This is a genomic window from Candidatus Oscillochloris fontis, from assembly GCF_004138135.1.
GTDB lineage: Bacteria > Chloroflexota > Chloroflexia > Chloroflexales > Chloroflexaceae > Oscillochloris > Oscillochloris fontis.
Window position 1 is genome coordinate 1 of record NZ_RYFD01000012.1, and the last position, 22,362, is coordinate 22,362.

The 22,362-nt window shown below is 59.1% G+C and carries 19 protein-coding genes; 8 read left to right on the forward strand and 11 right to left on the reverse strand.

All coding sequences use genetic code 11. The annotated features are described in order from the left end of the window. The first annotated feature begins 249 nt into the window (after window positions 1-249). The 5 genes from EKD03_RS06635 to EKD03_RS06660 all read left to right on the forward strand — a co-directional run bounded on the left by EKD03_RS06635 (window position 250) and on the right by EKD03_RS06660 (window position 9,458). Complete coding sequence (locus tag EKD03_RS06635; protein ID WP_129628860.1) at window positions 250-1,347, forward strand: RNA-guided endonuclease InsQ/TnpB family protein; 1,098 nt, start codon at window positions 250-252, stop codon at window positions 1,345-1,347. Window positions 1,348-1,445: 98 nt separating this feature from the next. Further along, window positions 1,446-2,084, forward strand: a complete 639-nt coding sequence (locus EKD03_RS06640; protein ID WP_274542401.1) for an NmrA family NAD(P)-binding protein — start codon at window positions 1,446-1,448, stop codon at window positions 2,082-2,084. 427 nt (window positions 2,085-2,511) lie between these two features. Then, window positions 2,512-7,125: a glutamate synthase large subunit gene (gene gltB, locus EKD03_RS06645; protein WP_129628865.1), complete on the forward strand. Its 4,614-nt coding sequence runs from the start codon at window positions 2,512-2,514 to the stop codon at window positions 7,123-7,125. Window positions 7,126-7,373: 248 nt separating this feature from the next. Next, window positions 7,374-8,063 carry a response regulator transcription factor gene (locus tag EKD03_RS06655; protein WP_129628869.1) on the forward strand — a complete coding sequence of 230 codons (690 nt, stop codon included), beginning with the start codon at window positions 7,374-7,376 and terminating at the stop codon, window positions 8,061-8,063. 6 nt (window positions 8,064-8,069) lie between these two features. Next, window positions 8,070-9,458 carry a sensor histidine kinase gene (locus tag EKD03_RS06660; RefSeq protein WP_129628871.1) on the forward strand — a complete coding sequence of 463 codons (1,389 nt, stop codon included), beginning with the start codon at window positions 8,070-8,072 and terminating at the stop codon, window positions 9,456-9,458. Here the strand turns inward: EKD03_RS06660 and EKD03_RS06665 are convergent. The 3 genes from EKD03_RS06665 to EKD03_RS06675 form a co-directional block, all read right to left on the reverse strand. Continuing rightward, entirely contained in the window at window positions 9,439-11,016 is a 1,578-nt protein-coding gene (locus EKD03_RS06665; protein WP_129628873.1) for a hypothetical protein, read from the reverse strand. The genes EKD03_RS06660 and EKD03_RS06665 overlap by 20 nt on opposite strands. A 117-nt stretch (window positions 11,017-11,133) precedes the next feature. After that, complete coding sequence (locus EKD03_RS06670; protein WP_129628875.1) at window positions 11,134-11,415, reverse strand: WXG100 family type VII secretion target; 282 nt, start codon at window positions 11,413-11,415, stop codon at window positions 11,134-11,136. An 80-nt stretch (window positions 11,416-11,495) separates the two neighbouring features. After that, window positions 11,496-12,134, reverse strand: coding sequence for a hypothetical protein (locus EKD03_RS06675; RefSeq protein WP_129628877.1), 639 nt, complete (start codon window positions 12,132-12,134; stop codon window positions 11,496-11,498). A 147-nt stretch (window positions 12,135-12,281) separates the two neighbouring features. Here EKD03_RS06675 and EKD03_RS06680 point away from each other — a divergent pair, with 147 nt between their 5' ends. Next, on the forward strand, window positions 12,282-13,073 hold the full coding sequence (locus EKD03_RS06680; RefSeq protein WP_174842825.1) for a Maf family protein: 792 nt from the start codon (window positions 12,282-12,284) through the stop codon (window positions 13,071-13,073). After that, the gene (locus EKD03_RS06685; protein WP_129628879.1) at window positions 13,052-13,816 is read left to right on the forward strand and encodes a response regulator; all 765 of its coding nucleotides are present in this window, start codon (window positions 13,052-13,054) and stop codon (window positions 13,814-13,816) included. Before EKD03_RS06680 ends, EKD03_RS06685 begins: the two co-directional genes overlap by 22 nt. Here the strand turns inward: EKD03_RS06685 and EKD03_RS06690 are convergent. From EKD03_RS06690 to EKD03_RS06715, 6 genes are all read right to left on the reverse strand, one after another. Further along, a complete protein-coding gene (locus EKD03_RS06690) occupies window positions 13,789-14,364 on the reverse strand; it encodes a CDP-alcohol phosphatidyltransferase family protein (RefSeq protein WP_129628881.1) in 576 nt (191 codons plus the stop codon). The genes EKD03_RS06685 and EKD03_RS06690 overlap by 28 nt on opposite strands. 143 nt (window positions 14,365-14,507) lie before the next feature. Further along, on the reverse strand, window positions 14,508-15,176 hold the full coding sequence (locus tag EKD03_RS06695; RefSeq protein ID WP_129628883.1) for a DUF4013 domain-containing protein: 669 nt from the start codon (window positions 15,174-15,176) through the stop codon (window positions 14,508-14,510). A gap of 64 nt (window positions 15,177-15,240) precedes the next feature. After that, window positions 15,241-16,440 (reverse strand): competence/damage-inducible protein A, encoded by a 1,200-nt coding sequence (locus EKD03_RS06700; RefSeq protein ID WP_129628885.1) that lies wholly within the window; start codon window positions 16,438-16,440, stop codon window positions 15,241-15,243. 154 nt (window positions 16,441-16,594) lie between these two features. Beyond that, complete coding sequence (locus tag EKD03_RS06705) at window positions 16,595-16,999, reverse strand: hypothetical protein (protein ID WP_129628887.1); 405 nt, start codon at window positions 16,997-16,999, stop codon at window positions 16,595-16,597. A 91-nt stretch (window positions 17,000-17,090) separates the two neighbouring features. Then, on the reverse strand, window positions 17,091-18,875 hold the full coding sequence (gene thrS / locus EKD03_RS06710) for a threonine--tRNA ligase (protein ID WP_129628889.1): 1,785 nt from the start codon (window positions 18,873-18,875) through the stop codon (window positions 17,091-17,093). A 30-nt stretch (window positions 18,876-18,905) separates the two neighbouring features. After that, window positions 18,906-19,502 (reverse strand): hypothetical protein, encoded by a 597-nt coding sequence (locus EKD03_RS06715; protein ID WP_129628891.1) that lies wholly within the window; start codon window positions 19,500-19,502, stop codon window positions 18,906-18,908. Between the two features lie 400 nt (window positions 19,503-19,902). Here EKD03_RS06715 and EKD03_RS06720 point away from each other — a divergent pair, with 400 nt between their 5' ends. Further along, complete coding sequence (locus EKD03_RS06720; RefSeq protein WP_129628893.1) at window positions 19,903-20,304, forward strand: CBS domain-containing protein; 402 nt, start codon at window positions 19,903-19,905, stop codon at window positions 20,302-20,304. An 84-nt stretch (window positions 20,305-20,388) separates the two neighbouring features. On the opposite strand, the gene EKD03_RS06725 is transcribed toward EKD03_RS06720, so the two are convergent. Both EKD03_RS06725 and EKD03_RS06730 read right to left on the reverse strand, forming a co-directional pair. Continuing rightward, window positions 20,389-20,946 carry a XylR N-terminal domain-containing protein gene (locus EKD03_RS06725; protein WP_238613422.1) on the reverse strand — a complete coding sequence of 186 codons (558 nt, stop codon included), beginning with the start codon at window positions 20,944-20,946 and terminating at the stop codon, window positions 20,389-20,391. A 148-nt stretch (window positions 20,947-21,094) separates the two neighbouring features. Next, window positions 21,095-22,270 carry an acyl-CoA dehydrogenase family protein gene (locus tag EKD03_RS06730; protein ID WP_129628897.1) on the reverse strand — a complete coding sequence of 392 codons (1,176 nt, stop codon included), beginning with the start codon at window positions 22,268-22,270 and terminating at the stop codon, window positions 21,095-21,097. Between the last annotated feature and the right edge of the window lie 92 nt (window positions 22,271-22,362).

The window sequence follows — 22,362 nt, forward strand, 5'->3', positions numbered from 1 at the left end:
GGTGAGGTGCTGTTTTTTCATGCCACCAGTCTAAGTGACGTGGCGATAGAACACAAGAGGTCTTAATTTACGGACTAGTGAATAGTTACCAGAAAAAGACCCGCGTGGAAGCCGCAGGGCTGTAGCCCTCGCGGAGGAAACGCGGGCGCGGCGCACGGAGGAATCGCACCTCGGATAGACGCGCCGCGAGTCCGGCTCCTGGTTATCATCGCTTGATCGTTCCTTACTTGTTGTGATATACTTCTTGCTATGAAGCTCATCGCACAAGTCAAACTCACCCCCACCGCCGCGCAGGCAGACGCCTTGCTGCGCACCCTTGAGGCGGCGAACGCGGCGTGTGACGCGGTAAGTGCGCTTGCGTGGAATACGCGCACCTTCAAGAAGTTTGACTTGCAAAAGTTGTGCTACTTGAGCATTCGTGCAACCTACGGGCTGTCGTCGCAGTTGGCGATCCGCGTGATCGCGAAGGTCGGAGATGCCTACAAGCTCGACACCACGACCATGCGCACCTTCCGGCGACATGGCAGCATTGCCTATGACGACCGGATCTTGTCGTGGGCCTTGCCGGCGCGCAAGGTGTCCATTTGGACCCTCGACGGGCGGCTGTCGATCCCGTTCCTGACCGGCGAACGGCAACGCGCCTTCCTTGCGTACCAGCACGGCGAGAGCGATCTGGTCTACCGCAAAGGCGCGTGGTACGTGCTTGCGACCTGCGATATTCCCGAACCGACCGAGCAAGAAGTTGACGACGTGCTTGGGGTAGACCTGGGCATCGTCAACCTTGCGACCGATAGTGACGGTGAATCCTATACCGGCAAGGACGTAGAGCGCAAGCGGCAGTGGTACGCGGGGCGCAAGAAGGCGCTGCAAGCGGTTGGTACGAAGTCGGCCAAGCGTCGCTTGCGCCAGGTGTCGGGACGGCAGCGTCGGTATCAACGAGACGTGAACCACGGGATCAGCAAGAAACTGGTTGCGAAGGCAGAATGCACGAAGCGGGCGATTGGGCTTGAGGAACTGACCCATATTCGCCAGCGGGCGAGGGTTACGGGGCCAACGCAACGAGCACGACACAGCAATTGGGCCTTCGCGCAGCTTCGCGCCGGTATCGCCTACAAGGCGAAGATGGCCGGCGTGACCGTGCGCGTGATCGACCCGGCCTACACGAGCCAAACGTGCCATGCGTGCGGGCATAGGGCGCGAGCGAACCGGCGTTCGCAGGCTGAATTTTGTTGTGTGCAGTGCGGCCATAGCGCTCCTGCTGACCATAACGCGGCGCTGAATATCCGCGAGCGGGCTGCGGTCATACAGCCTATGGTGTCCATCCCAACGCTTCGGCGTTCGGGTTGAGGCACAAGCCGTGGGGCTTTAGCCCCTGCGGTTTATGACATCTGTTTCTGGTTCGACCACCAGCGATCACCGATATTCGCACCACCATCGCGCCGTTCATTACTGCGGCGCAGCGGGCGGGGGTCGAACAGATCGTGTTTCTCTCGTTACTTGGCGCTGAACACAATCGCTTTGTGCCACACTACAAGATCGAACGCACGATCCAGGCGTCAGGTATCCCGTGGACATTCTTGCGCGCCAGTTTCTTCATGCAGAACTTGAGCACGATCCACCGTGAAACTATTTGTGAGCGAAGTGAGATTGACGTTCCGGCTGGTAACGGACGCACAAGTTTTATTGATGTACGCGACATCGCGGAGATTGCGGCGACAATCCTGTGCTCCTCAGGGCATGATCAGCGAGCGTATCCACTCACCGGCGCGGACGCACTGACCTATACGACGGTTGCGCAGATCATGACCGAGGAGTTTGATCGCCAGATCGTCTATCCGCCCTCCTCGGTGCTTACCTTCATCCGGCGTATGCGACAGCGTGGCTACGAATGGGATTTTGTGCTGGTAATGCTTGCGATCTATACCACGGCTCGGTTGGGGTTGACCGCGACCGTGACACCCGACGCTACGCGATTGCTTGGCCGCGCTCCGCGAACAATGCGCAATTTTGTGCATGATTACCGCGATTGCTGGTTGGGTGGTGCTGCTAGCGTGAAGACGAGTACAACGCCGCCCAGCCCCTGAACGATACTGCTAGGTAATCTCAAGTTTACAACTTCCCGGTTTGTCTGCTTGTCTAACTCGGCTTGACAGAAGTTAGACAAGCGAGTATAGTTCGATGTGATACCAAACCGATGTTTAACTTGTCCCCTCTGCCCTGGCGCAAAGACGCTCCAACGAGAACTCGGCATCCTGAGTTCCCGTATTTTTTGGTAGGCACTATCCACTAGTTAAACCTGCGGTTCGCTCGGCTCCTCATCTGATCCACCCGGTGTTTCGACACTGCGGTGCGCCCCCTTTCGCACGACGACGCGCACCGGGGGCCGTTTGGCTATCTGCCGCACTTGTGCGGTACCCAACTGATACGACAATGGCGCTCGCTCCACCTCAATGTCCTTGAGGCTATAGCGAGCGTTTGTGTGTTTTTCAGCCAGTTGTGAGGGTGACAACAATGCAACTTCCTGAGCGAGATGTCCACGGTCTCTATGACCCCCGTTTTGAGCATGATGCCTGCGGCATCGGTTTTGTTGCGCGAATGAATGGCAAGGCCGATCATGGCACGCTTTCGATGGCCCTTGAGGCGCTCTGTAATCTTGAGCACCGTGGTGCTGTGGCGGATGATGCCAAGACGGGTGACGGGGCTGGTGTCTTGGTGCAGTTACCCCGTGAGTTGCTGTTGCGCGAACTGGCCACTCGTGATCTGACGGCTGAGCCGGATCGTCTCGCGCTGGGTATGTTCTTTATGCCTCAGAGCCAAGCTGAGTGTGCTGAGGCGCAGAAGATTGCGGCTGAGGCGATTGAGGCGCGTGGCTTCCGGGTGCTCACCTGGCGTTCCGTGCCGGTTAATCCTGATGCGCTGGGTGCCCGCGCACTGACGGCGATGCCGACGATCATGCAGGCGATTATCGAGCGCCCCGCTGCTGGCCCCACCACCACCGATGAGCGTCGGCTCTACCTGGCTCGCAAGCAGATGGAGGCGATCTTTGCCTCCAAGGGGCTGCTCGCCTATGTGCCCTCGCTCTCGTGTAACACGGTGGTCTATAAGGGTCTGTTGCTCGGCACCAATCTGGCTGAGTTCTACACCGATCTGCGCGATCCCCAGTTTCTCACCGCGATTGCGGTCTATCACCAGCGCTACTCCACCAATACCTTCCCGACCTGGGAGCGTGCGCAGCCCTTCCGTATGCTCTCGCACAATGGTGAGATCAATACCATCCAGGGCAATGCCAACTGGATGCGGGCGCGTGAGGCTGAGTTGCGTCTACCGGAAGATTTTATCCCCGGTGGCTCCGATGAGTCGGCGTTGCTCACTCCGGTGCTCGATACCACTAGTAGCGATTCGTCCCAACTCGATAACGCCCTGGAGATGATCGTGATCGCTGGGCGCGATATCCGCCACGCGATGACGATGCTGGTGCCCGAAGCTTGGGAGAAGATTGCCGATCTGAACCCCGCATTGCGCGCTTTCTACCAGTACCACGCTTGTCTGGTTGAGCCATGGGACGGCCCCGCTGCGCTTACGTTCTCCGATGGTCGCATCGTGGGGACAACGCTCGACCGCAATGGTCTGCGCCCGGCACGCTATATTGTCACCGATGATGGTCTGGTGATCTCCGGCTCCGAAGTGGGTGCGGTGCAGATTGATGATGCCCGTGTGGTGCGTAAGGGTAAGCTCGGCCCCGGTCAGATGATCGCGGTAGATACGCTCACCGGCACCTTCTATACCAACGATGAGATTAAGACCCAATTGGCCACCCAGCAGCCCTATGATCGCTGGCTCGGCGAGCATATGAAGGCGATGGAGAATCTGGAGGATAGCACGCTGCTCGAAGAGCGTGATCCGGCGCTGCTCAGTGCGCTCCAGATGGCCTTTGGCTATACCTCTGAGGAGTTGAAGGTTGTCCTCAAGCCCATGCTGATGACCGGTCAAGAGCCGGTTGGTTCGATGGGTGATGATACGCCGACTGCGGTGTTGTCGCAGGCTGAGTTGGGCCGCCCGCTCTTCCAGTTCTTTAAGCAGCGCTTTGCTGAGGTTACCAACCCGCCGATTGACTCACTGCGTGAGGAGTTGGTGATGTCGCTCAGCGTGGCGGTCGGTATTCGCCGGAACTTGCTCGCCGAGACGCCGGAGCATTGTCACCTCTATCAACTCATCTCGCCGGTACTCACCAATGCCCAGATGGAGGCGTTGCGTCAGGTTGAAGATCCGCGTCTGCGGAGTGTCACCGTCTCCTCACTCATGCCGGTGAAGGGTTCGAGCCTGATCGAGGCGCTCAACCGGCTCTGCGCGGATGCCGAAGCGGCGGTGCGCGGTGGCGCGGCCATGGTGATCATCAGCGACAAGGGTGTTGATGCCGACCACGCGCCGATCTCTTCGCTCCTGGCGGTTGGTGCGGTGCATCACCACCTCATCCGCACGGGTCTGCGCTCGCTGCATAGTCTCATCCTGGAGACGGGCGAGATGCGCGAGGTGCATCACCTCGCATGTCTGGTGGGCTATGGGGCCGAGGCGATTAACCCCTACTTGGCCCTGGCGAGTGTGCGCCAGATCGCGGTAGACCGTGATGTGCTCAAGGAGCGCAAGCGCAAGGATGCGATGCCCGGTGAGCCGGATGCGGCACGTTTGGTGGCGATCTCGAATGAAGCCGAGCATCACTTCATCCACGCCCTAGAGAAGGGTCTGCTCAAGACGATGTCCAAGATGGGCATCGCGGCGCTAGATAGCTACTGTGGTGCCCAGATCTTCGAGGCTGTCGGTGTCTCGCAAGAACTGATTGACCAGTGCTTTGTCAGTACGCCGACCCGCATTGGCGGGATCTCCTTCGCTAAACTGGAGAGCGATATGCTGGCACGCCACCGGCGCGCCTTCCCGATGCGCGAAGACTCGACGCTGCTGCCCCACCCTGGGTTCTACAAGTTCAAGAAGGATGGCGAGTCCCACGCCTTCAGCCCGCCCGTGGTTCAGGCGCTCCACCGCGCCGTGCAGAGCGATCACGCCTTGGAGCATGACAACAGCAGCCCCACGCCCTCCGAGGATGGCTACGCGACCTACCGCCGCTATGCTGCGTTGGTCAATGGCCGCACGCCTATCGAGCCACACGATTTGCTCGATATGATTGCGGCTGGCCCGCCCGTGCCGCTCGATGAGGTTGAGTCTATCGAGGCGATCCTGGCGCGCTTCTCGACGGCGGCCATGAGCCACGGTTCGACCAGTTCTGAGTCGCATGTCACGCTCGCTATCGCCATGAACCGCCTGGGTGGTATGTCCAACAGCGGTGAGGGTGGCGAGGATGCCGAGCGCTTTAAGGATGAGCGCAACAGCCGCATCAAGCAGGTAGCCTCCGGGCGCTTCGGTGTCACCCCGGCCTATCTGGCCAGCGCCGCCGAGTTGCAGATCAAGATGGCTCAGGGTGCCAAGCCCGGTGAGGGTGGCCAGTTGCCCGGCCACAAGGTCAACGAGGAGATCGCCCGCATCCGCCACACAGTGCCCGGCGTGGCACTGATCTCGCCGCCCCCGCACCACGACATCTACAGCATTGAAGACCTGGCCCAGCTGATCTACGACCTCAAGCAGGTCAACCCGAATGCCTTCGTCTCGGTCAAGCTGGTGGCCACCGCCGGTGTCGGCACGGTCGCGGCGGGTGTCGCCAAGGGCTACTCGGATGTGATTCTGATCAGTGGCAACAATGGTGGCACGGGTGCCTCGCCACTGAGCAGCATCAAGAATGCCGGTATCCCCTGGGAGTTGGGCCTCGCCGAGACCCAGCAGACGCTGGTGCTCAACGGCCTGCGCGGGCGGGTACGGTTGCGCGCCGATGGTGGGATGAAGACCGGGCGCGATCTGGTGATCGCGGCGATGCTAGGGGCCGACGAGTTCTCCTTTGGCACGGCGGCACTGATCGCCGAGGGCTGTATTATGGCCCGTGCCTGCCACAATAACACCTGCCCGGTGGGTATCGCCACCCAGCGCGCCGACCTGCGCGCCAAGTTCCCCGGTAAGCCGGAGATGGTGATGGCCTTCTTCCGCTACATGGCTCAGGAGATCCGTGAGATCCTGGCTTCGCTCGGCCTGCGCTCACTGAATGAGGCGGTCGGTCGGGCTGACCTGTTACGCCAGAAGGAGTGCGATCTGCCGGGTGCCGATCTGCTTGACCTCACCCCACTGCTGGGCGCGGCCAAGTTGATCGAGGGCAACGACATCCGCCATATGGGCCAGGCCAACCACCTCCCATCTGAGGATAGCCTGAATGACCAGATCATCCAGGATACCAAGAGTGCCCTCTCGGCACGCGGGCCGGTCGAGCTGACCTACGCCATCCGCAACCGCCACCGCTCGGTGGGGGCGCGCCTGAGTGGTGCGATTGGCCAGATCTATGGCGATAAGGGGCTGCCCGCCGGAACGATCAAGATCACCTTCCAGGGCAGTGCCGGTCAGAGCTTCGGTGTCTTCACCGCCCCCGGTGTCGAGTTGCACCTGCGTGGCGACGCCAACGACTATGTCGGTAAGGGTATGTCGGGCGGGGTGATCACCATCGCACCGAGCGCAAAGGCGAGCTACCCCTGGCACGAGAACGTGATCGCTGGGAACACCCTGCTCTACGGGGCCACCGGCGGTGAACTCTTCGTCGCTGGGCAGGTCGGCGAGCGCTTCGCCGTCCGCAACTCCGGCGCGGTCGCTGTTGTGGAGGGCGTGGGCGACCACGGCTGCGAATACATGACCGGCGGCGCAGTCGTCATCCTCGGTTCCACCGGGCGTAACTTCGGGGCGGGTATGACCGGTGGTGTCGCCTACATTCTCGACGAGCACAACAAACTGGCCCAGCGCTACAACCCGCAGTTGATCGAGTTGCGACCGCTGAGTTCGCGTGATGAGACCCGGGTGCTTCAGTTGCTGCGCCGTCACGTCGAACTGACCGGCAGCCCCCGCGCGGCTGAGGTGCTGGCCAACTGGGAGACCACCTTCCGCAGCATCTTCCGCACCGTCATGCCACGCGATGCGGTCGCCAAGATCGAGGCTGAGGTCGAGGGCACCGAAGAGGGCAAGCCTGCCAAGCACGCGGCGTAAGATCGCTCCTTCAGCGACGGCTTGGTTTGAGGGGCGTTGTGGTGGCTATGCCACCACAACGCCCCTAACTGTATCTTGGGGCGGCTTGCGCCGCCCCCAATCTCCACCATTTCTCCATACTCATCTGCTACACTACCCGCAGAATCCTTCTTTTGGTGTTGTTTGGCGGCTACGCCGCCAAACAACACCAAAAAATTCTTCGGGGGCGGATTGCCGCCCCCAAACCTCCACCAGATGAGGCACCATATATGCAGACCATCCTCGTCACCGATGATGACCGCCAGATCGTGCGACTGGTGAGTTCGTATCTGGAACAAGCTGGCTATCGCATCCTCACTGCCTATGACGGCGAGGCTACCCTGCGTCTCGCTCGTACCGAGCGGCCCGATCTGCTTGTGCTTGATCTCATGCTGCCCGACCGTGATGGGTATAGTATCGTGCAGACGCTGCGTAGCGACCCGCATCTGGGTGGGATGCCGATCATTATGTTGACTGCACGGGTGGAAGATACCGACCGCATCGTGGGCTTGGAGTTGGGAGCCGATGACTATATCGGCAAGCCCTTTAACCCGCGTGAAGTTGTCGCCAGAGTGCGGGCGGTTTTGCGGCGCGGCGCTGGGCCGCCCCAGTTACCCCAACGCCTCAGTTATGGCGCGATCAACCTTGATCTGGACGCACATCGCGCCACGCTCGCCGGGGCACCATTGGATCTGACCCCCAGCGAGTTTGATCTGCTGGCGCTACTGATGCGCAATCCCGGCCATGCCTTCACCCGCTTAGATCTGATCGAGCAGGGATTGGGCTATGCCTACGCGGGAATGGAACGCACAGTTGATAGCCACATCAAGAATCTGCGCAAAAAGATTGAACGCGACCCCCACGCGGCCCCCCTGATCGAGACCGTCTATGGGGTGGGCTATCGGCTGCGCCAGGAGTAGACGAGTATGCGCAAACTCTGGGTGCAACTGAGTCTCGGTTTCGCGGCGGTCATTCTGGTCAGCGTTCTAACGGTGGCGTGGCTCACCAACCTCCAAGCCGATTCGACCTTTCGCAACTACCTAGCCCAGAGCCAAGTGGTGAGTTCCGGGCTACCTGAGAGTCTGGGGGCGGCGTACCAGCGCGATGCTGGTTGGGCCGCAGCCACGGCCATTCTGGAGGCGTATCTGAATAACAGCGGGCCGGCGCATGGCCAGGGGATGGGGCGCGGCCAGGGGATGGGGCGCAACACGATAAGCCTGATCCTGGCTGATACGACCGGGCAGATTATTTACCCAACCCAGGGTGGACGATTGAGTCAAGGGCAACTCAGCACAGCCACCCCGGTGGTTGCCGCAGGCCAGATTGTGGGCTATCTGGTTGCCGAGCAGCATACCAGTGCGGCGCTCTCACAGGCGGCGCAGCACTTTCTGAGCCAAATCAATCTAGCGATCATCCAGGCTGGTCTGGTAGCCGGAGTGATCGGTATACTACTCGGTCTGATCGTGGCGCGCAACCTTGCCGCACCACTCGCCCAACTCTCCAGTTCGGCGCGGCGGATTGCGCTGGGCCACTTTGATGAACGAGTTGCCCAAGCGGGGCCGGAGGAGGTGGCCGAGGTGGGGAGCGCCTTCAACGAGATGGCAGCGGCACTAGAGGCGGCGGAGGAACAGCGTCGCCACATGGTCGCCGATATTGCCCACGAACTGCGTACCCCCCTGAGCGTCATCCAGGGCAACCTGCGCGCCATTTTGGATGATGTCTACCCACTGAGCAAGGCCGAGATTGCCACGATCTATGACAGCACCATCGGCTTGCACCGTCTGGTTGATGATCTACGCGAACTCTCGTTGGCCGAATCGGGGCACCTGCGTTTGCACCTCGAACCGATCTTGGTCGAGCCGCTCCTCATGCGGATGAGCAGTCTCTTCAGCGAACCCGCCAATGCGCGAGGGGTGAGCCTGAGCCTCGTGATCGCCCCCGATCTGCCCCGTATCCAGGCAGATAGCGAACGGATTGTTCAGGTGCTAACCAACTTCCTGGCCAATGCGCTGCGCCACAGTTCGGCAGGTAGCACAATCCATGTGAATGCCGAACGTGATCCACAGCGCCCCAAGCATGTGCTGATCGCAATCAGCGATCAGGGTACGGGAATTGCCGCCGACGATCTACCGCACGTCTTTGAGCGTTTCTGGCGTGCCGACCGTTCCCGCAGTCGGGGGCAGGGCGGCAGTGGGCTAGGACTCGCCATCGCCCGCCAGATCATCCACCTGCACGGCGGCCAGATTGGGGTAGAGAGTCAGATTGGCCAGGGTAGCCGCTTCTGGGTGAGCCTGCCTACCCAAACGGCAACGTAATCTCCGGTGGCTCATCAGGCATCGGGGGTGGATTATCGAGTAAGGGGATCTGATCGGGATGGCGGCAGCTATGGAAGGATGGCGAGTCAACCGCAAACGGGAGTTGCTGGAGTTCAGGCGGTAACTCGCGATACTTCTTCGGATCATCGTAGCTGGTATGCGCCTGGATCGGGTCGTCGAGCTTGTTATTCTCCACAAAATAGACATTTGGCAAGGGCATACCATTGGCATCAAGATGCCCAGCACCGACATTCATGGCCAAACGATCCTCTGGATCAACATAGAAACGCACCTCGGTATTGGCCAAGAGGGTAGCGATCTCTGGACTCGGCTGGCTGGGTGGGAACCCGTTGCGCTGCGGGTCTTCCGGGCGCACCGCGCCATAGGTGGTGATGCTGTGGATCTGATACCCATCCGCGAGCAGGCGTTGCTGAATCTCTGGGTCATTGAGCAGCATCATGGTCATCCCGCCGCCCATACTATGGCCAGTGAAGTTGAGTGTGTCGCCGGGGGGGATGTGATCCAAGTAGGCCAGGAAGCGCTGCTTGACCAGTTGGTAGTAGCTATGCTTGAGCGGATCATGGCCGTAGGCGGTGAGAAGCACCGCGACTAATCCGTTGGGAGCCGCATGCATATTCCCCGGATCGAGGCCACAAATGGCGATGATATGCTCATGGGGCTGGATCTGCTGCCATGTCACCTGCTCGTTATAGTAGGGGCTGATCGCGCTATGCTCACCGGCCATCAGCGACCATGCGGGCAGGTCTATCTGTCCAGTTGTATAATTGACTTGTGAACCAACAAACGCATCAATCGCCCAGACATAGAACTCGCGCCAAGGCTGGGGGCGAGCATGCGGCGCAGCAAAGAGGGTTCCGCGCATCCGCAGATTGAGGCGCTCGATCTCTTCGGCCAAGGGCAGCAGGATGGCCGGATCAACCTTGTTGAAGGCCATGTTCCAGAAGCCTTGGTGGATGATCTTCAGTTGTTCCATGGGCTGATTGGGTTTGAAGAGCCATTCGCCATCCCCAACCATGATCAAGCCCAGCATAGCTGCCAGATCTATAAGCACTGGCCGAATATGTCTGAAATCTACATCCTCACTCGCATTAAGTTCGCGCAGTGCTTCTAAGAGACTGAATGCCATCGTATTCCAAGCCCAGCGATCAAGGTTGGTGATCGAGTCATTCACCACCCCTATCCCGCGCTCGACATCCGCCACCCACTCTTGCGTAGCTTGTTGGAGGCTCGCCACCTGCTGCCACAAACTCGGCGGGGATGCTCCGACTGTGCCCAGGGTGAGGGACTGACGATCAGCAATACTGAACGTGGTGGCCACCCCACGGACTTGGTTGGCCAACTCGGTATTGCGGCGGCTCAAGCGCATCAGTCGCCCACTCATGCTAGGGATGCTACCGAGCGAATACTCCTGACAGCGTGCCGCTGCATGGGCGACGGCATCACCCACCCGGCGACTCTGGTTGCCAAGTTCATCGGCGTGGGCGCTCAGGGTTTGAACAAAGAAGAGCATATTCGGAGGGCATGCCGAACTAATCATAGGCACCTCTGAGGATCAAGCACCAGCGCTGCGTGGCGCTGGTGCTTGGGTAGGGGCGAAGCATCGCCCGCTATATGGATGGGGAATGAAGGCTGGATTGGGGGCGATGCTTCGCCCCTACGAGTTGCCACCTGCCTGCATAATGTTCTGATTGATCTGGGCGATTTGGCGGCGCATCTCCTCTAGGGTCTGCTGCACCGTGCGCAGCTTGCCGTTGGTTTCGGCCCAGTAGCCCCGAAACTGGCTGGCCAACTGGCCATCCCAATTGTTCGCATCGGAGAGAATCTGCCCCTGGGCGTGCAGTTCATTGATCTGGTCGAGCAGCGGGCCATTAACGATGTTCTGGAAACGTGAAATGGCGTTGCGGGCGGTACCAGTCGAAAGGACGCGGTCGCTCATTGGGTTCCTCCTGTGTTACTACGGTGAGTCAGAGTTTGCACTATCTATACCGTTTCAGCAGGGTAAAAAGATACGCTCATTCAGTTTTGAATGGCGATCTGTTCTAAGGCCACCTGACACTCCTCCGTACTGATCATGCCCCAGGAGCGCACATGCCAGCCATCGGCATCTTCGGCGGCAGTACCCTCAAAACAGACCTCGCCCTTTTCAAAGATGATCTGGGTCACTACGTGGTGGAGCGTTGGATCATTGGCATCCACATAAGCACCCGATTCACGGAGATCATTAAAATCGCCTAACTCCGGTTGCGCAGTGCCAGATAGAACAGACTTCAGCAGATCCATAGAGTCTTCAATCTCTTGCTGTGGGTTAGTGCTCGCAACCGGACGATAGAGCAACTCAGCGGTGGGGATGTCGTAGGTCGTCAGGGCGATCATCCAGGTACGATAGGCAACATCAAGCGTGCCGGTCAGTTCGGCAACACTCACCGTGCTGCCAATCGCCAGCGTGTGCATTCGCTCGCTATTCTGGGATGTCGGGGAGGGCTTTATGCTTGCTGTTGGTTCAGGAGTGGCCTGCGCCACTGGGGTGCGGCTACTACTCGTGCTGGTTGTTTGGTTGTTACACCCAACGAGAAAGAGCAGCATCATGAGGCCAAACAAGAGCGTGATCACGGGCGGGTTGAGCTTAGATAGCGAACGGCGGCGTGGGGTCTGCATACGGGTTCTCCTTGATCTCAGAATTGGGAGCATCACAGGTATACCGTTTGAGCAGTTATAAAGGATGCGGGGCTTGCAGATTACGGGGCAGCATGATATGATCGGCGCTATCGCTTCCTACGCAAGCTGCAATACCCACACATACCTATGTCATCAGTGGAACCTCCACTGCCCATCGAGCTCGATCAGATTCGTCTCGTGCTCGCATCAGGATCGCCACGTCGTCACGAGTTGCTTGGGCTTCTGGGTCCGAGTTACCATACCCTGATTAGCGATGCTGAAGATCGTGATGATCCTGTACCTTCCGCTGTTCTCGCTGCATTGCCGCCTTTTCCACTGCCTCATACTACTCATCCCTCACTCCTGGCATGGCGCAAAGCGAGTCACGCTGCGGTTCTCTCTCCACACCATACGACCGTCCTCGGTGCCGATACGATTGTGATGATTGATGGGCAGGTGCTGAATAAACCGCGTGACCTCCACAATGCGTACCAGATGTTGACCCAACTCTCCGGGCGTAGCCATATGGTCTATACTGGTTTGTGTGTCATCCAGCACGAGTCGATCTCCTTGGCCCATGTGATGGCGGGCGAGACTCTTCCGATCTCATGTTCAGCACACTCCTATCGGATCTGGTTTGATCTGGTCGTGAGTGAGGTGGAGATCGCAGCGCTGAGTGTGGATGAAATCAATGCCTATGTGGCAACCGGCGAGCCCCTCGATAAAGCGGGGTCGTATGGGATTCAGGGCTTGGGTGGGCGCTTAGTGCGGGCAGTGCGTGGAAGTTATACCGCAGTAGTGGGGTTGCCGCTTGCCCAAACCTATCGTCTGCTGCGTGCCGCAGGGATCAATGGCCTGAGCGATCCAGAGCAGACCTATCTGCATTGGCTCAGCACACTCGGAAAGGAGCCGCTCCCATGCCCACCAACCCTACCATAAAGCTGCTGATCGTTGATGATCACCCGCTCTTTCGTCAGGGGGTGCGCTGGGCGCTCTTCTCTTCGGAGGAGGATATTCAGATTGTGGGTGAGGCGGCGAGTGCTGAGGCGGCGCTGACGTGGCTAGAGGCGGCTGGCCCCAACCATGAGCCGAATGCGATGCTGGTTGATCTCAATCTGCCGGGAATGAATGGCCTTGACCTGACCCGTCAGGTGCGGCGGCAGTATCCCAGCATCGGCGTGGTGATGCTCAGCATGCACGAGAGCGATGAGCAAGCCTTTAATGCCCTACGTGCCGGGGCGGCTGCGTATCGCTCCAAGGATGTGAAGCCCCAAGCGTTGGTGGATATTTTGCGCCGGGTGACACGCGGCGAGTATGTGATTAACGATGTGGTGCTTGAGGAACCTCAGGTGGCCAAGCGGGTGCTTTCGCAGTTCCGTAGCCTGCCTGATGCAACGAGTATCGATCCCGCTGCCGAGTTCCCCATCTTTACCCCACTCAGTGATCGTGAGATCGAGGTGCTTGAGCGTATTGCGGCTGGTGGGAGTAATAAAGAGATCGCCGACTCACTCAGCATCAGTACCCAGACGGTCAAGAATCATATCTCGTCCATCCTGCGCAAGCTCTCGCTCAATGATCGTACCCAGGCGGTACTCTTCGCGCTGCGGCGCGGCTGGATCGAGACCCCAACCTCAATTCGCCAGGGTGAGAATCGTCAGGGGGAGTTTGACCCGGAGGGGTGATTCTGCCCCCGCATCAGGCGGATAAAGCGCACCCCATACTGCACAAACGAGATCCCAAAGGGGATCATCGCGATCCAGAGGAGTGGCCGCCCACTGCGTGGCCCGTCGGCGACATAGCCGAGTGTGGCGGCGGTGAGCGCAACCGTCGTGGCTTTGCCGCTCGATTGGGCGGTGGTAATCTTAGCGCGCCGCCCCAACACCACCAATGCCGCCAGCAGAATCCCGATGTCGCGGAAGAGGATCAATCCGGTGATCGGCCAGGGAAAGCCGCGTGTGCGCGAGAGCATGATCGCGGTTGAGTCAAGCACGAGTTTGTCGGCAATCGGATCGAGCAACTCGCCCAGCCGCGAGACTTCACCCCGCGAACGTGCGATTGGCCCGTCTATCGCGTCGGTGAACATCGTAAACGCGAAGCACGCCAATGCCTCGCGCCGCCGCTCCGGGCGCCCAAGGTAGAAGAGTGTCACCGGGAGCAGGAGTAGCCGACTTATCGTGAGTAGGTTCGAGGGGTAGAGGAGTTCTTTGGCCTCGATCTTCACATTGTCCATAGGTTCCACCCCTCTCAATCTTCATTTTTTGGTGGCGAATAATCTTCGAGGGTGGTGCAGCCACCTCCGAAGATCTTTTTTTGTTGGTGTTTGGCGGCTTTGCCGCCAAACACCAATTGAGATATGAGGCGCAACCTCGCCACCTACAACGGGCGCATCCCGGCGGGCAGCGTCTGTTGCGTCATCTGGCCTAGCAGGTGGCCAAAGACAGCGGCGGCATACACGCTGGTAAAGAGTGCGCCCACGCCAAAGGCAACACTCCCCACACTCGCCACCAGACCACACAGGATCTGGAGCAGCCACAGGATGAGCCAACCACTCAGGTTACTGCGCACCATGGCGATCACATCGCCAACCTTGAGTGCCGGGCTGAGTTCGCCGGTCTGAATATGGCGCACCATAGCCGCCAGGGTGATCGGTTGCAGCACCAGGGCGATGATCAGCATCAGCGGCATGAAGCAGAACATGCTCAACATGGCCATCCCCGCGATGGCATCTTCATTGCGCCCCATTGCCCCGCCACTCAGCATGAGGAAGCAGGAGAAGGCACACACGAGCAATAGAACCGGCAGCGAGTAGACGATCTGGATCACGAAGGTGGGCAAGCCATTGGTGAAGGTCTCACCCAGATGGTTCCAGCGCGGCAAGGGGCGGCTCTGGCCCATAACTACATTCCGTGCGGTCTCAAAGAGAAACCCCAGCAACACGATCTGGCCCAGGATGGGCACGAGCATGATCAGGCCACCGATGAGAATAATCGTGATCCACTCTTCATCCTCAAAGACAAAACTGAAGGCGCGTCCAATATCCATGATGAAGCCTCCCTTGTATCAGGGTCGCATCGTCTATGCGATATCTATTGTACGCGCCAGCGACTCAAATGGATGCAGCATTTGTATCAGACATCATATACTCGCGCAGCAGATCAAGCGCCAGCGTACCCACAAACTCCCAGCCCTCCGGCTGGTTCAGGTCGTAGGAACGGGTGACTTGGTGTACTCCGGTGGAGGTGCAGAGCGCCACGCTCACCGCCGTGAAGCCGCGCTCATCACTGGTGCTCGACGCCTGCACCGCCAACCCCAGATCACTGCGCCAGCGGTCGGCGGCACTGATCGCCCCGGCCAACGCCAGCGAGGCAGCCCCATGCTCGTCGGTCGGGCGATCCAGCGGATGGATGAGTACCCCACGCACATGATCGAGGCCATTCGGGGTTGCACTCAACGCCCGGTAGATCGGGGCCATCAGGGTGCCCTCGTAGATCGTCAGGGTCAGGTTACGCTCGGTCAACATCCGCACCACTCGCTCCGCCAGCGCTTCAGCGCCGATCAGGTTGTTGCCCAGACGCTCGCGGATGGTAGCCTCCACCTGCGCCACCAACCCCTCGGCCTCGGCGTAGCTGTTAGCGCGGGCACCAATCCGTAACTCGTAGTGCGCCTGCTTGGCCGAGATGCCCAGCGTGGGGTTCTCGGCCTGCATCAGGTCGGCCACCATCTCGCCGATCACGCTCTCGCCCAACCCCACCGCGTGCAGCGTCTTCACCAGGATGACGCTGGTGATGCCACGCTCATTGCGCAGGTAGGACACCACGGCATGCTCAAAGAGGTAGCGCATCTCGTGGGGCACACCGGGCAATACGATCACGGTGCCCCGCACATCCTCAACCAGAAACGCAGGCGCGGTGCCACGTGGGTTCTCTATCGCTCGCGCACCGGCGGGCAAATAGGCTTGCTGGCGGTTGCTGGGACTCATCGTGCGGTTCATGGCCGCAAAACGCGCCGCGATCTGTTCCAGCAACTCCTCATAAAACTCCAACTCGCGTCCCAAGGCCAACGCCACCCCTTCACGGGTCACGTCATCCACGGTTGGGCCTAACCCACCCGTACAGATCACCAGATCCACCCGTTCCAATGCCTCACGCACCATGGCCGCGATGCGCTCGGTATTGTCGCCCACCACCGCTTTGCGGAAGAGGTTGATCCCCGCCGCCGCCAATTGGCGAGCGAGGTAGGTACTGTTGGTGTCTACGGTCGCCCCCAACAGCAACTCGGAGCCTATGGCAATGATTTCGGCGTTCATGCTAACTGTTCACACTTCTTCTAGCATTTTGGTTTTGACGCAAAGACGCTAAGGCGCAAAGCTTTCAAGATAGACCCCTCTTAAACCCTTTGCGTCTTTGCGCCTTTGCGTCAGTATGAGGCTTTTATTTCCCTCTATCGTGAACAGTTGTCGTTCATGTGCTTGGCGCAACCCGCTGGCGGTATTGCGCCCACAATTCCTGTTCCGCCGCCGCTGCCGCCCGTTTGCCCGCCTCAATCGCCACCTGCACCCGTTTGGTCAGGGTACTACGCAGGTCATCGGCCTTGAGCTTGAAGTTCACCCGTGTCTCTTCACCCGGTTCAGAGACGGCCATACTCACCACGGCGGCCCCAATCGCGGCACCGAGGAGCAACCCAACCACAAACTTGCCTCCCGATGCGCGGGCGTGACGCTCATTCTCTTTGCGTAGCGCGGCAATGATCTTGATCGTCGCCGCACGTTCAGCCTCTAGGGCAGCAACAGTTGAGGCGCGCTCCGCCGCGATGACCTCACCGAAACGGCGGGCGGCCTCCACCAGAGTATCGGACTCGACGGTCATGCGGGTCTCCTTCGCGATGAGGGGTTTATGAAGTTACTCATGGTAGGCCAGCTTCCGGGAAGCTTAGAGCTTCCCGGAAGTCAGTATGACCTTACGAACGGGTTTTGATCTCTTCCAGGGCGCGGGCGATGAAGTCGTCTACTGGGATTGCACCGAGATCTTCGCCGGAACGCATGCGCACAGCAACCGCACCGGCTTCTAGCTCTTTGTTGCCGATTATAAGCATATAGGGGATCTTCTGCAACTGGGCGCGCCGGATCTTGCCCTGCATGCGGTCACGGCTGTTATCCACTTCAACCCGCATCCCGACTGCCATCAGGCGTTGGCGCACCGCTTGGGCGGCTTCCATCTGCTTGTCGGTAATCGGGATGATCACCGCCTGCACCGGGGCCAGCCAGAGTGGGAAGGCTCCGGCGTAGTGCTCGATCAGGACGCCCAGGAAGCGCTCGGTGGTGCCGGTTACGGCGCGGTGTAGCACAACCGGCGTGTGGGGCTGGTTGTCCTCGCCGATATATTCGCAGCCCAGCCGCGAGGGCTGGATGAAGTCTACCTGGATCGTGCTGAGTTGCCACTCGCGGCCCAGTACATCCCGCGCCAGGAAGTCGGCTTTGGGGCCATAGAAGGCCGCCTCGCCCTCCTCCTCGGTATATTCAACCCCGTTGGCATCGAGCGCCGCCCGCAGCGCACTGGTGGCCTGCTCCCACTTCTCATCATCGGCCACAAACTTGCCCGTATCGCCACGCAGCGAGAGGCGCACCTTATAGTCACTGAAGTGGTAGGTCTCCAGCACCTCACGAATCAGGTTGAGCGCCAGGTTGAACTCTTCCTGAATCTGGTCGGGGAGACAGAAGATGTGGCAATCATCCTGCGTCAAGGCGCGCACGCGGGTCAAGCCATTCAAGGCCCCGCTATCCTCGTAGCGGTAGAGCGTGGCAAACTCGGCAAAGCGCATAGGCAGATCACGGTAGCTGATCACGCCCATCTGGTTGAAGAGCGTCATGTGGCTGGGGCAGTTCATCGGCTTGAGCCGGAAGACCAGATCTTCGCTCTCGACCATGGGCGGGAACATGCTATCGCGGTAGTTCTCGTAGTGGCCAGAGCGGTGGTAGAGTTGCTCCTTGACCACATTCCCCGTCCAGACATGCTGGTAGCCGTAGCGCGTCTGCACCTCGCGCACATAACGTTCCATCTCGTAGCGCAGGATCTCGCCCTTGGGCGTAAAGAGCGGCAACCCTGGCCCCACATCCTCGGAGAAGAAGAAGAGGCCCAACTCCTTGCCCAGCTTGCGGTGGTCGCGGCGCTTGGCCTCTTCCAGATTGTGGATATGCTGCTCAAGCTCGGCTTTACTATTCCACGCCGTCCCATAGATACGCTGCAACTGCTTCTGCTTCTCATCGCCACGCCAATAGGCACCGGCAATACTCATCAGCTTGAAGCCCTCAGCGGGGATCTGGCCGGTATGCTCCAGGTGCGGGCCACGACAGAGATCCTCAAACGTATCGTGGGTATAGGTCGAGATGACCGTATCGCCATGGTGGGTCTCGCCATTCTCATCAAGCCCTTTGGAGAGGCCATCAATCAACTCCAACTTGTAGGGTTGGTTGGCGAAGATCTGGCGTGCCTCAGCGGCACTCACCTCGCGGTAGGTGAAGGGGAAGTTCCCGGCAATGATCTTCTGCATGCCATGCTCAATAGCGCCCAGATCCTCTGGCGTGAGCGCACGCGGCAGATCAAAGTCGTAGTAGAAGCCATGCTCAATCGGTGGCCCAATCGCCACCTTGCCTTCGGGGAAGATCTGCAAGACCGCCTCGGCCATCACATGGGCTAACGAGTGGCGCAGACGGTAGTAGGGGTCATTGTCGGGTGAGACGGGCATTAGGAGCCTCCTGTTTCTATAGAGAAAGCCTTAGCGGGTAATCACAACCACGCGGCCATCCTCAATCTGAATATCCTCAATCACGCGGCCCTGATTGGCCAACTCGGCATTCAAGCGATCCAGCAACGGGTTGATCAGATCCTGGCTGGAGACGATCAGCCCTAGCGGGCCATCAATCTGGGGATTGACGAGCGTGATGCGGCCATCCACCACCGCCACCCCACTGCGCACCACCCCGCGCACCCCCAGCGCCTGCACATTCGCGCTGGCCTCACCGGGGCGAAACTGGAGTTGCGCCTGCTCCAGCGGCCCATAGTCCCCCTGATGATCGGCGAGGAAGGCATTTGCCTGGGCCTGCTCGACCACCACCGGGCCAGAGGGCAAGGCTGCAATCACACCGGGCAGCGCGGCGTCGCCCAACGCTTCAGCCTGGGTTAGTGGGGCGATCCGTTCACTGATCTGCGCACCGAGCATACTACTGAGTGCCGGGCGCAGGAAGAAGCCATAGATCGCCACGCCAACCAGAAGCACCGTCGCGAGCACCAGCAACTGATTGAGACACCCCCGACGCGGTGGGCGGCGGCGTACCGGGCGCGGCACGCGGCGACGTGGTGGACGTTGCGACATGAGTCAACTACTCCTAAACACCAAAAAACCCGCGTCCGCATGGGACGAAGGTTTGCTTCGTGGTTCCACCCACATTCGATGCACCATGGGTATGATGCACACTCTGGGGCGCTGTAACGGGCGCAACCCGTGGCCTCATACTACCCGCTGGGGGTTCCGAGGCCCGCTCGGAGGTGGTTTTGGCCCAGTTCCATACCGAGAGGCGTTTCCAGTCTCTGACGCCCCCTCCCTGGCGGTGGTTGCCGGGTTACTCGTCCTCGTCATCGCGATCCATCTTGAAGGTACTGCGGATATGATAGCACCGAGGAGGGGCTACGTCAACGGTTTGACCGAGTATGCCAAACAGTGTACACTACCCTTAACCCAATGAACGTCCCAATACCGCTGAAAGGATGCCCTGATGGAGCGCACGGTGAGTGAAGTGATGCATCGTGGCGTGTTGACATGCCAGCGTGACACGCCGGTTCAGGATGTCGCCCGCCAGATGACCGAACAAGATATTAGTGCATTGGTAGTGGTGGATGAAGTTGGCAACATGATCGGCCTGATCTCACGTACCGATCTCGTCAACGCCCGCCTCTACGAGCAATATTGGAAGAATTGGCGCGGCCTCACCGCTGGGCACATTATGGTCACGGATGTAGTTTCGGTACGTTCTGAGGATTCGCTTCAGTATGCCAGCCGCCGTATGATGGAGCGCCATATTCATCGGGTGGTGGTGATTGAAGATGCCGAAGGCGGCGTGCGCCCAATTGGTGTACTCTCAATTACCGATCTGGTGCGTGATATTGCGCGTGGGTAGTGATGTCCATCCATCAAGCAAACACCGCTGTTCTGTTGATCACAGAACAGCGGTGGCAGAGCCGACGCAGGCACAGAACGGGGTTTAGAGCCACTCGTGGCGCGGGCGGGTATCAAACTCACAGTGCGGATCGCCCTTGGCGACACATTTGGTTTCACGGCAGTGCAGATCCATCCCAAAGACCACACTACAATACCCAGCAATATAGCCCGCCAACTGCCAGCAAACCGGCTCAGTCGCCGGGCCCATCACGCGCACATACTGCTCAGCCAAGTAACTATCCTTAAACTCCACCAGCAGACGAAACTTCTTGGCAGCGGCATCATGCTCAAATACGGCCAACTTGGGCAAGCCCACACCTTCCCAGGCATGAATGGTGGGACCAAAAGCCAACCACTCCTCTTGGCTTTCTGGCTTGAACATCTCCTTGACCATACGTGCCCGCTCACGGCCATTGGCTTCGCCAAAGCGGCGCATCACCACCTGAGCCGCAATGATATCACCGACGTTAAACAACTCCTGGTAGAGCGAACCTATCGCCTCGGTGCCCATCACGATCACTCGGCTATCACCAAGTTTCAGTAATCCATCCTGGGGGTGGAACTGAAGCGCCTGCTGCATGTTGAAGTCCGCTGCTTTCATCGAGTGCTCCTCATCATTTTGGTTCGCATCAACCATTAAATTTATGTATATCAATATACACGCGGGTAATTGTAGCAGATTGGTATAACCAAAACAACGGAGTAGAGACGCAATATCTTGCGTCTCTACTCCGACGGGGCCAAATCGTTTACATCTTCATCTTATGGCCAACTTCTTTAAGGATCTCGCGGGCGATAACGTTCTTCTGGATCTCGTTGGTACCCTCAAAGATACGTGTGACACGTGCATCACGGTACATCCGCTCAAGTGGCACCTCACGTGAGAAGCCCATGCCACCATAGATCTGGATCGCCTCATCAATCACTTGGCTGGCCATCTCGGTGCAGTAGAGCTTGACAATACTGCTCTCCAGGGTAGCTGGTTTCCCAGCATCAACCAAGCGGGCGCAATCGTAGACGATCTGCTCCATGGTATAGATCTTGACCGCCATTTCAGCTAGTTTGAACTGGATGGCCTGGAAATCGGCCAGAGCACGCCCGAACTGATGGCGCTCGACAGCATACTTACGGCTCAGTTCAAATGCCTCTTTGGCCCCACCCACGCTGCTTCCACCGAGGCCCACCCGACCGATATCCAGCGTCTTCATTGCTAATGGGAACCCGTGCCCCACCCCATGTGCCCCACCAATCACATTCTCCGCCGATACGCGGCAATCCTCAAAGAAGAGGCTGGCCGTGTGCGACGCCTTGAGGCCCATCTTGTGTTCGACCTTACCAACACGGAATCCGGGAGTATCCTTCTCGACAATAAAGGCTGTAATACCACCCCGTGCTCCCTTGTGGCGATCATTGACCGCATGGACGACGATCACATCGGCAAAACTGCCGTTCGTGATCCACATCTTCTGGCCATTCAGCACCCACTCATCGCCGTGCAACTCGGCGGTTGTCTGCAAGTGGGCTGCATCTGAGCCTGCGTTGGGTTCGGTGAGTGCCCACGCACCGATCATCTCGCCCTTGATCAGTGCCCTGAGGTACTTCTCCTTTTGGGCTGCGGTTCCACCCAAGTGGATGCTCATCGCGGTGAGTTGGGTATGAGCGCCAATGATCGTGGCCGTGCTCGCACAGGAACGGTTCAACTCCTCCATTAACACGCAGTAGCCGGTGATGCCCATGTCCAAACCACCGTACTTCTCCGGGAATGGCACACCGAGCAACCCCAATTCGCCAGCCTTCTTTACTACCTCAAACGGTACCCGTTCCTCTTCGTCGAGGTCATGCGCGATCGGACGGATCTCCTTGTCCACAAAGTCGCGGATTGTCTGGCGCAGCATCTTGATCTCATCGGTGTGCTCGTACTCCATCGTCGTGGCCTCCTTGCGATATGGTTTTTTACACACTGCGTCATAAAGTATAGCAAACCATATGCACGCATGTCAAAGGGATTTGGAAAAGT

What these genes read in the sequence shown, in the direction of transcription:
- EKD03_RS06680 (WP_174842825.1), top strand. Translation starts at nt 12,282, where the DNA reads ATGTCATCAGTGGAACCTCCACTGCCCATCGAGCTCGATCAGATTCGT.
- EKD03_RS06700 (WP_129628885.1), bottom strand. Translation starts at nt 16,440, where the DNA reads ATGAACGCCGAAATCATTGCCATAGGCTCCGAGTTGCTGTTGGGGGCG.
- EKD03_RS06655 (WP_129628869.1), top strand. Translation starts at nt 7,374, where the DNA reads ATGCAGACCATCCTCGTCACCGATGATGACCGCCAGATCGTGCGACTG.
- EKD03_RS06635 (WP_129628860.1), top strand. Translation starts at nt 250, where the DNA reads ATGAAGCTCATCGCACAAGTCAAACTCACCCCCACCGCCGCGCAGGCA.
- EKD03_RS06705 (WP_129628887.1), bottom strand. Translation starts at nt 16,999, where the DNA reads ATGACCGTCGAGTCCGATACTCTGGTGGAGGCCGCCCGCCGTTTCGGT.
- EKD03_RS06670 (WP_129628875.1), bottom strand. Translation starts at nt 11,415, where the DNA reads ATGAGCGACCGCGTCCTTTCGACTGGTACCGCCCGCAACGCCATTTCA.
- gltB (WP_129628865.1), top strand. Translation starts at nt 2,512, where the DNA reads ATGCAACTTCCTGAGCGAGATGTCCACGGTCTCTATGACCCCCGTTTT.
- EKD03_RS06660 (WP_129628871.1), top strand. Translation starts at nt 8,070, where the DNA reads ATGCGCAAACTCTGGGTGCAACTGAGTCTCGGTTTCGCGGCGGTCATT.
- EKD03_RS06695 (WP_129628883.1), bottom strand. Translation starts at nt 15,176, where the DNA reads ATGGATATTGGACGCGCCTTCAGTTTTGTCTTTGAGGATGAAGAGTGG.
- EKD03_RS06715 (WP_129628891.1), bottom strand. Translation starts at nt 19,502, where the DNA reads ATGTCGCAACGTCCACCACGTCGCCGCGTGCCGCGCCCGGTACGCCGC.
- EKD03_RS06730 (WP_129628897.1), bottom strand. Translation starts at nt 22,270, where the DNA reads ATGGAGTACGAGCACACCGATGAGATCAAGATGCTGCGCCAGACAATC.
- EKD03_RS06720 (WP_129628893.1), top strand. Translation starts at nt 19,903, where the DNA reads ATGGAGCGCACGGTGAGTGAAGTGATGCATCGTGGCGTGTTGACATGC.
- EKD03_RS06665 (WP_129628873.1), bottom strand. Translation starts at nt 11,016, where the DNA reads ATGATTAGTTCGGCATGCCCTCCGAATATGCTCTTCTTTGTTCAAACC.
- EKD03_RS06685 (WP_129628879.1), top strand. Translation starts at nt 13,052, where the DNA reads ATGCCCACCAACCCTACCATAAAGCTGCTGATCGTTGATGATCACCCG.
- EKD03_RS06690 (WP_129628881.1), bottom strand. Translation starts at nt 14,364, where the DNA reads ATGGACAATGTGAAGATCGAGGCCAAAGAACTCCTCTACCCCTCGAAC.
- thrS (WP_129628889.1), bottom strand. Translation starts at nt 18,875, where the DNA reads ATGCCCGTCTCACCCGACAATGACCCCTACTACCGTCTGCGCCACTCG.
- EKD03_RS06725 (WP_238613422.1), bottom strand. Translation starts at nt 20,946, where the DNA reads ATGAAAGCAGCGGACTTCAACATGCAGCAGGCGCTTCAGTTCCACCCC.
- EKD03_RS06675 (WP_129628877.1), bottom strand. Translation starts at nt 12,134, where the DNA reads ATGCAGACCCCACGCCGCCGTTCGCTATCTAAGCTCAACCCGCCCGTG.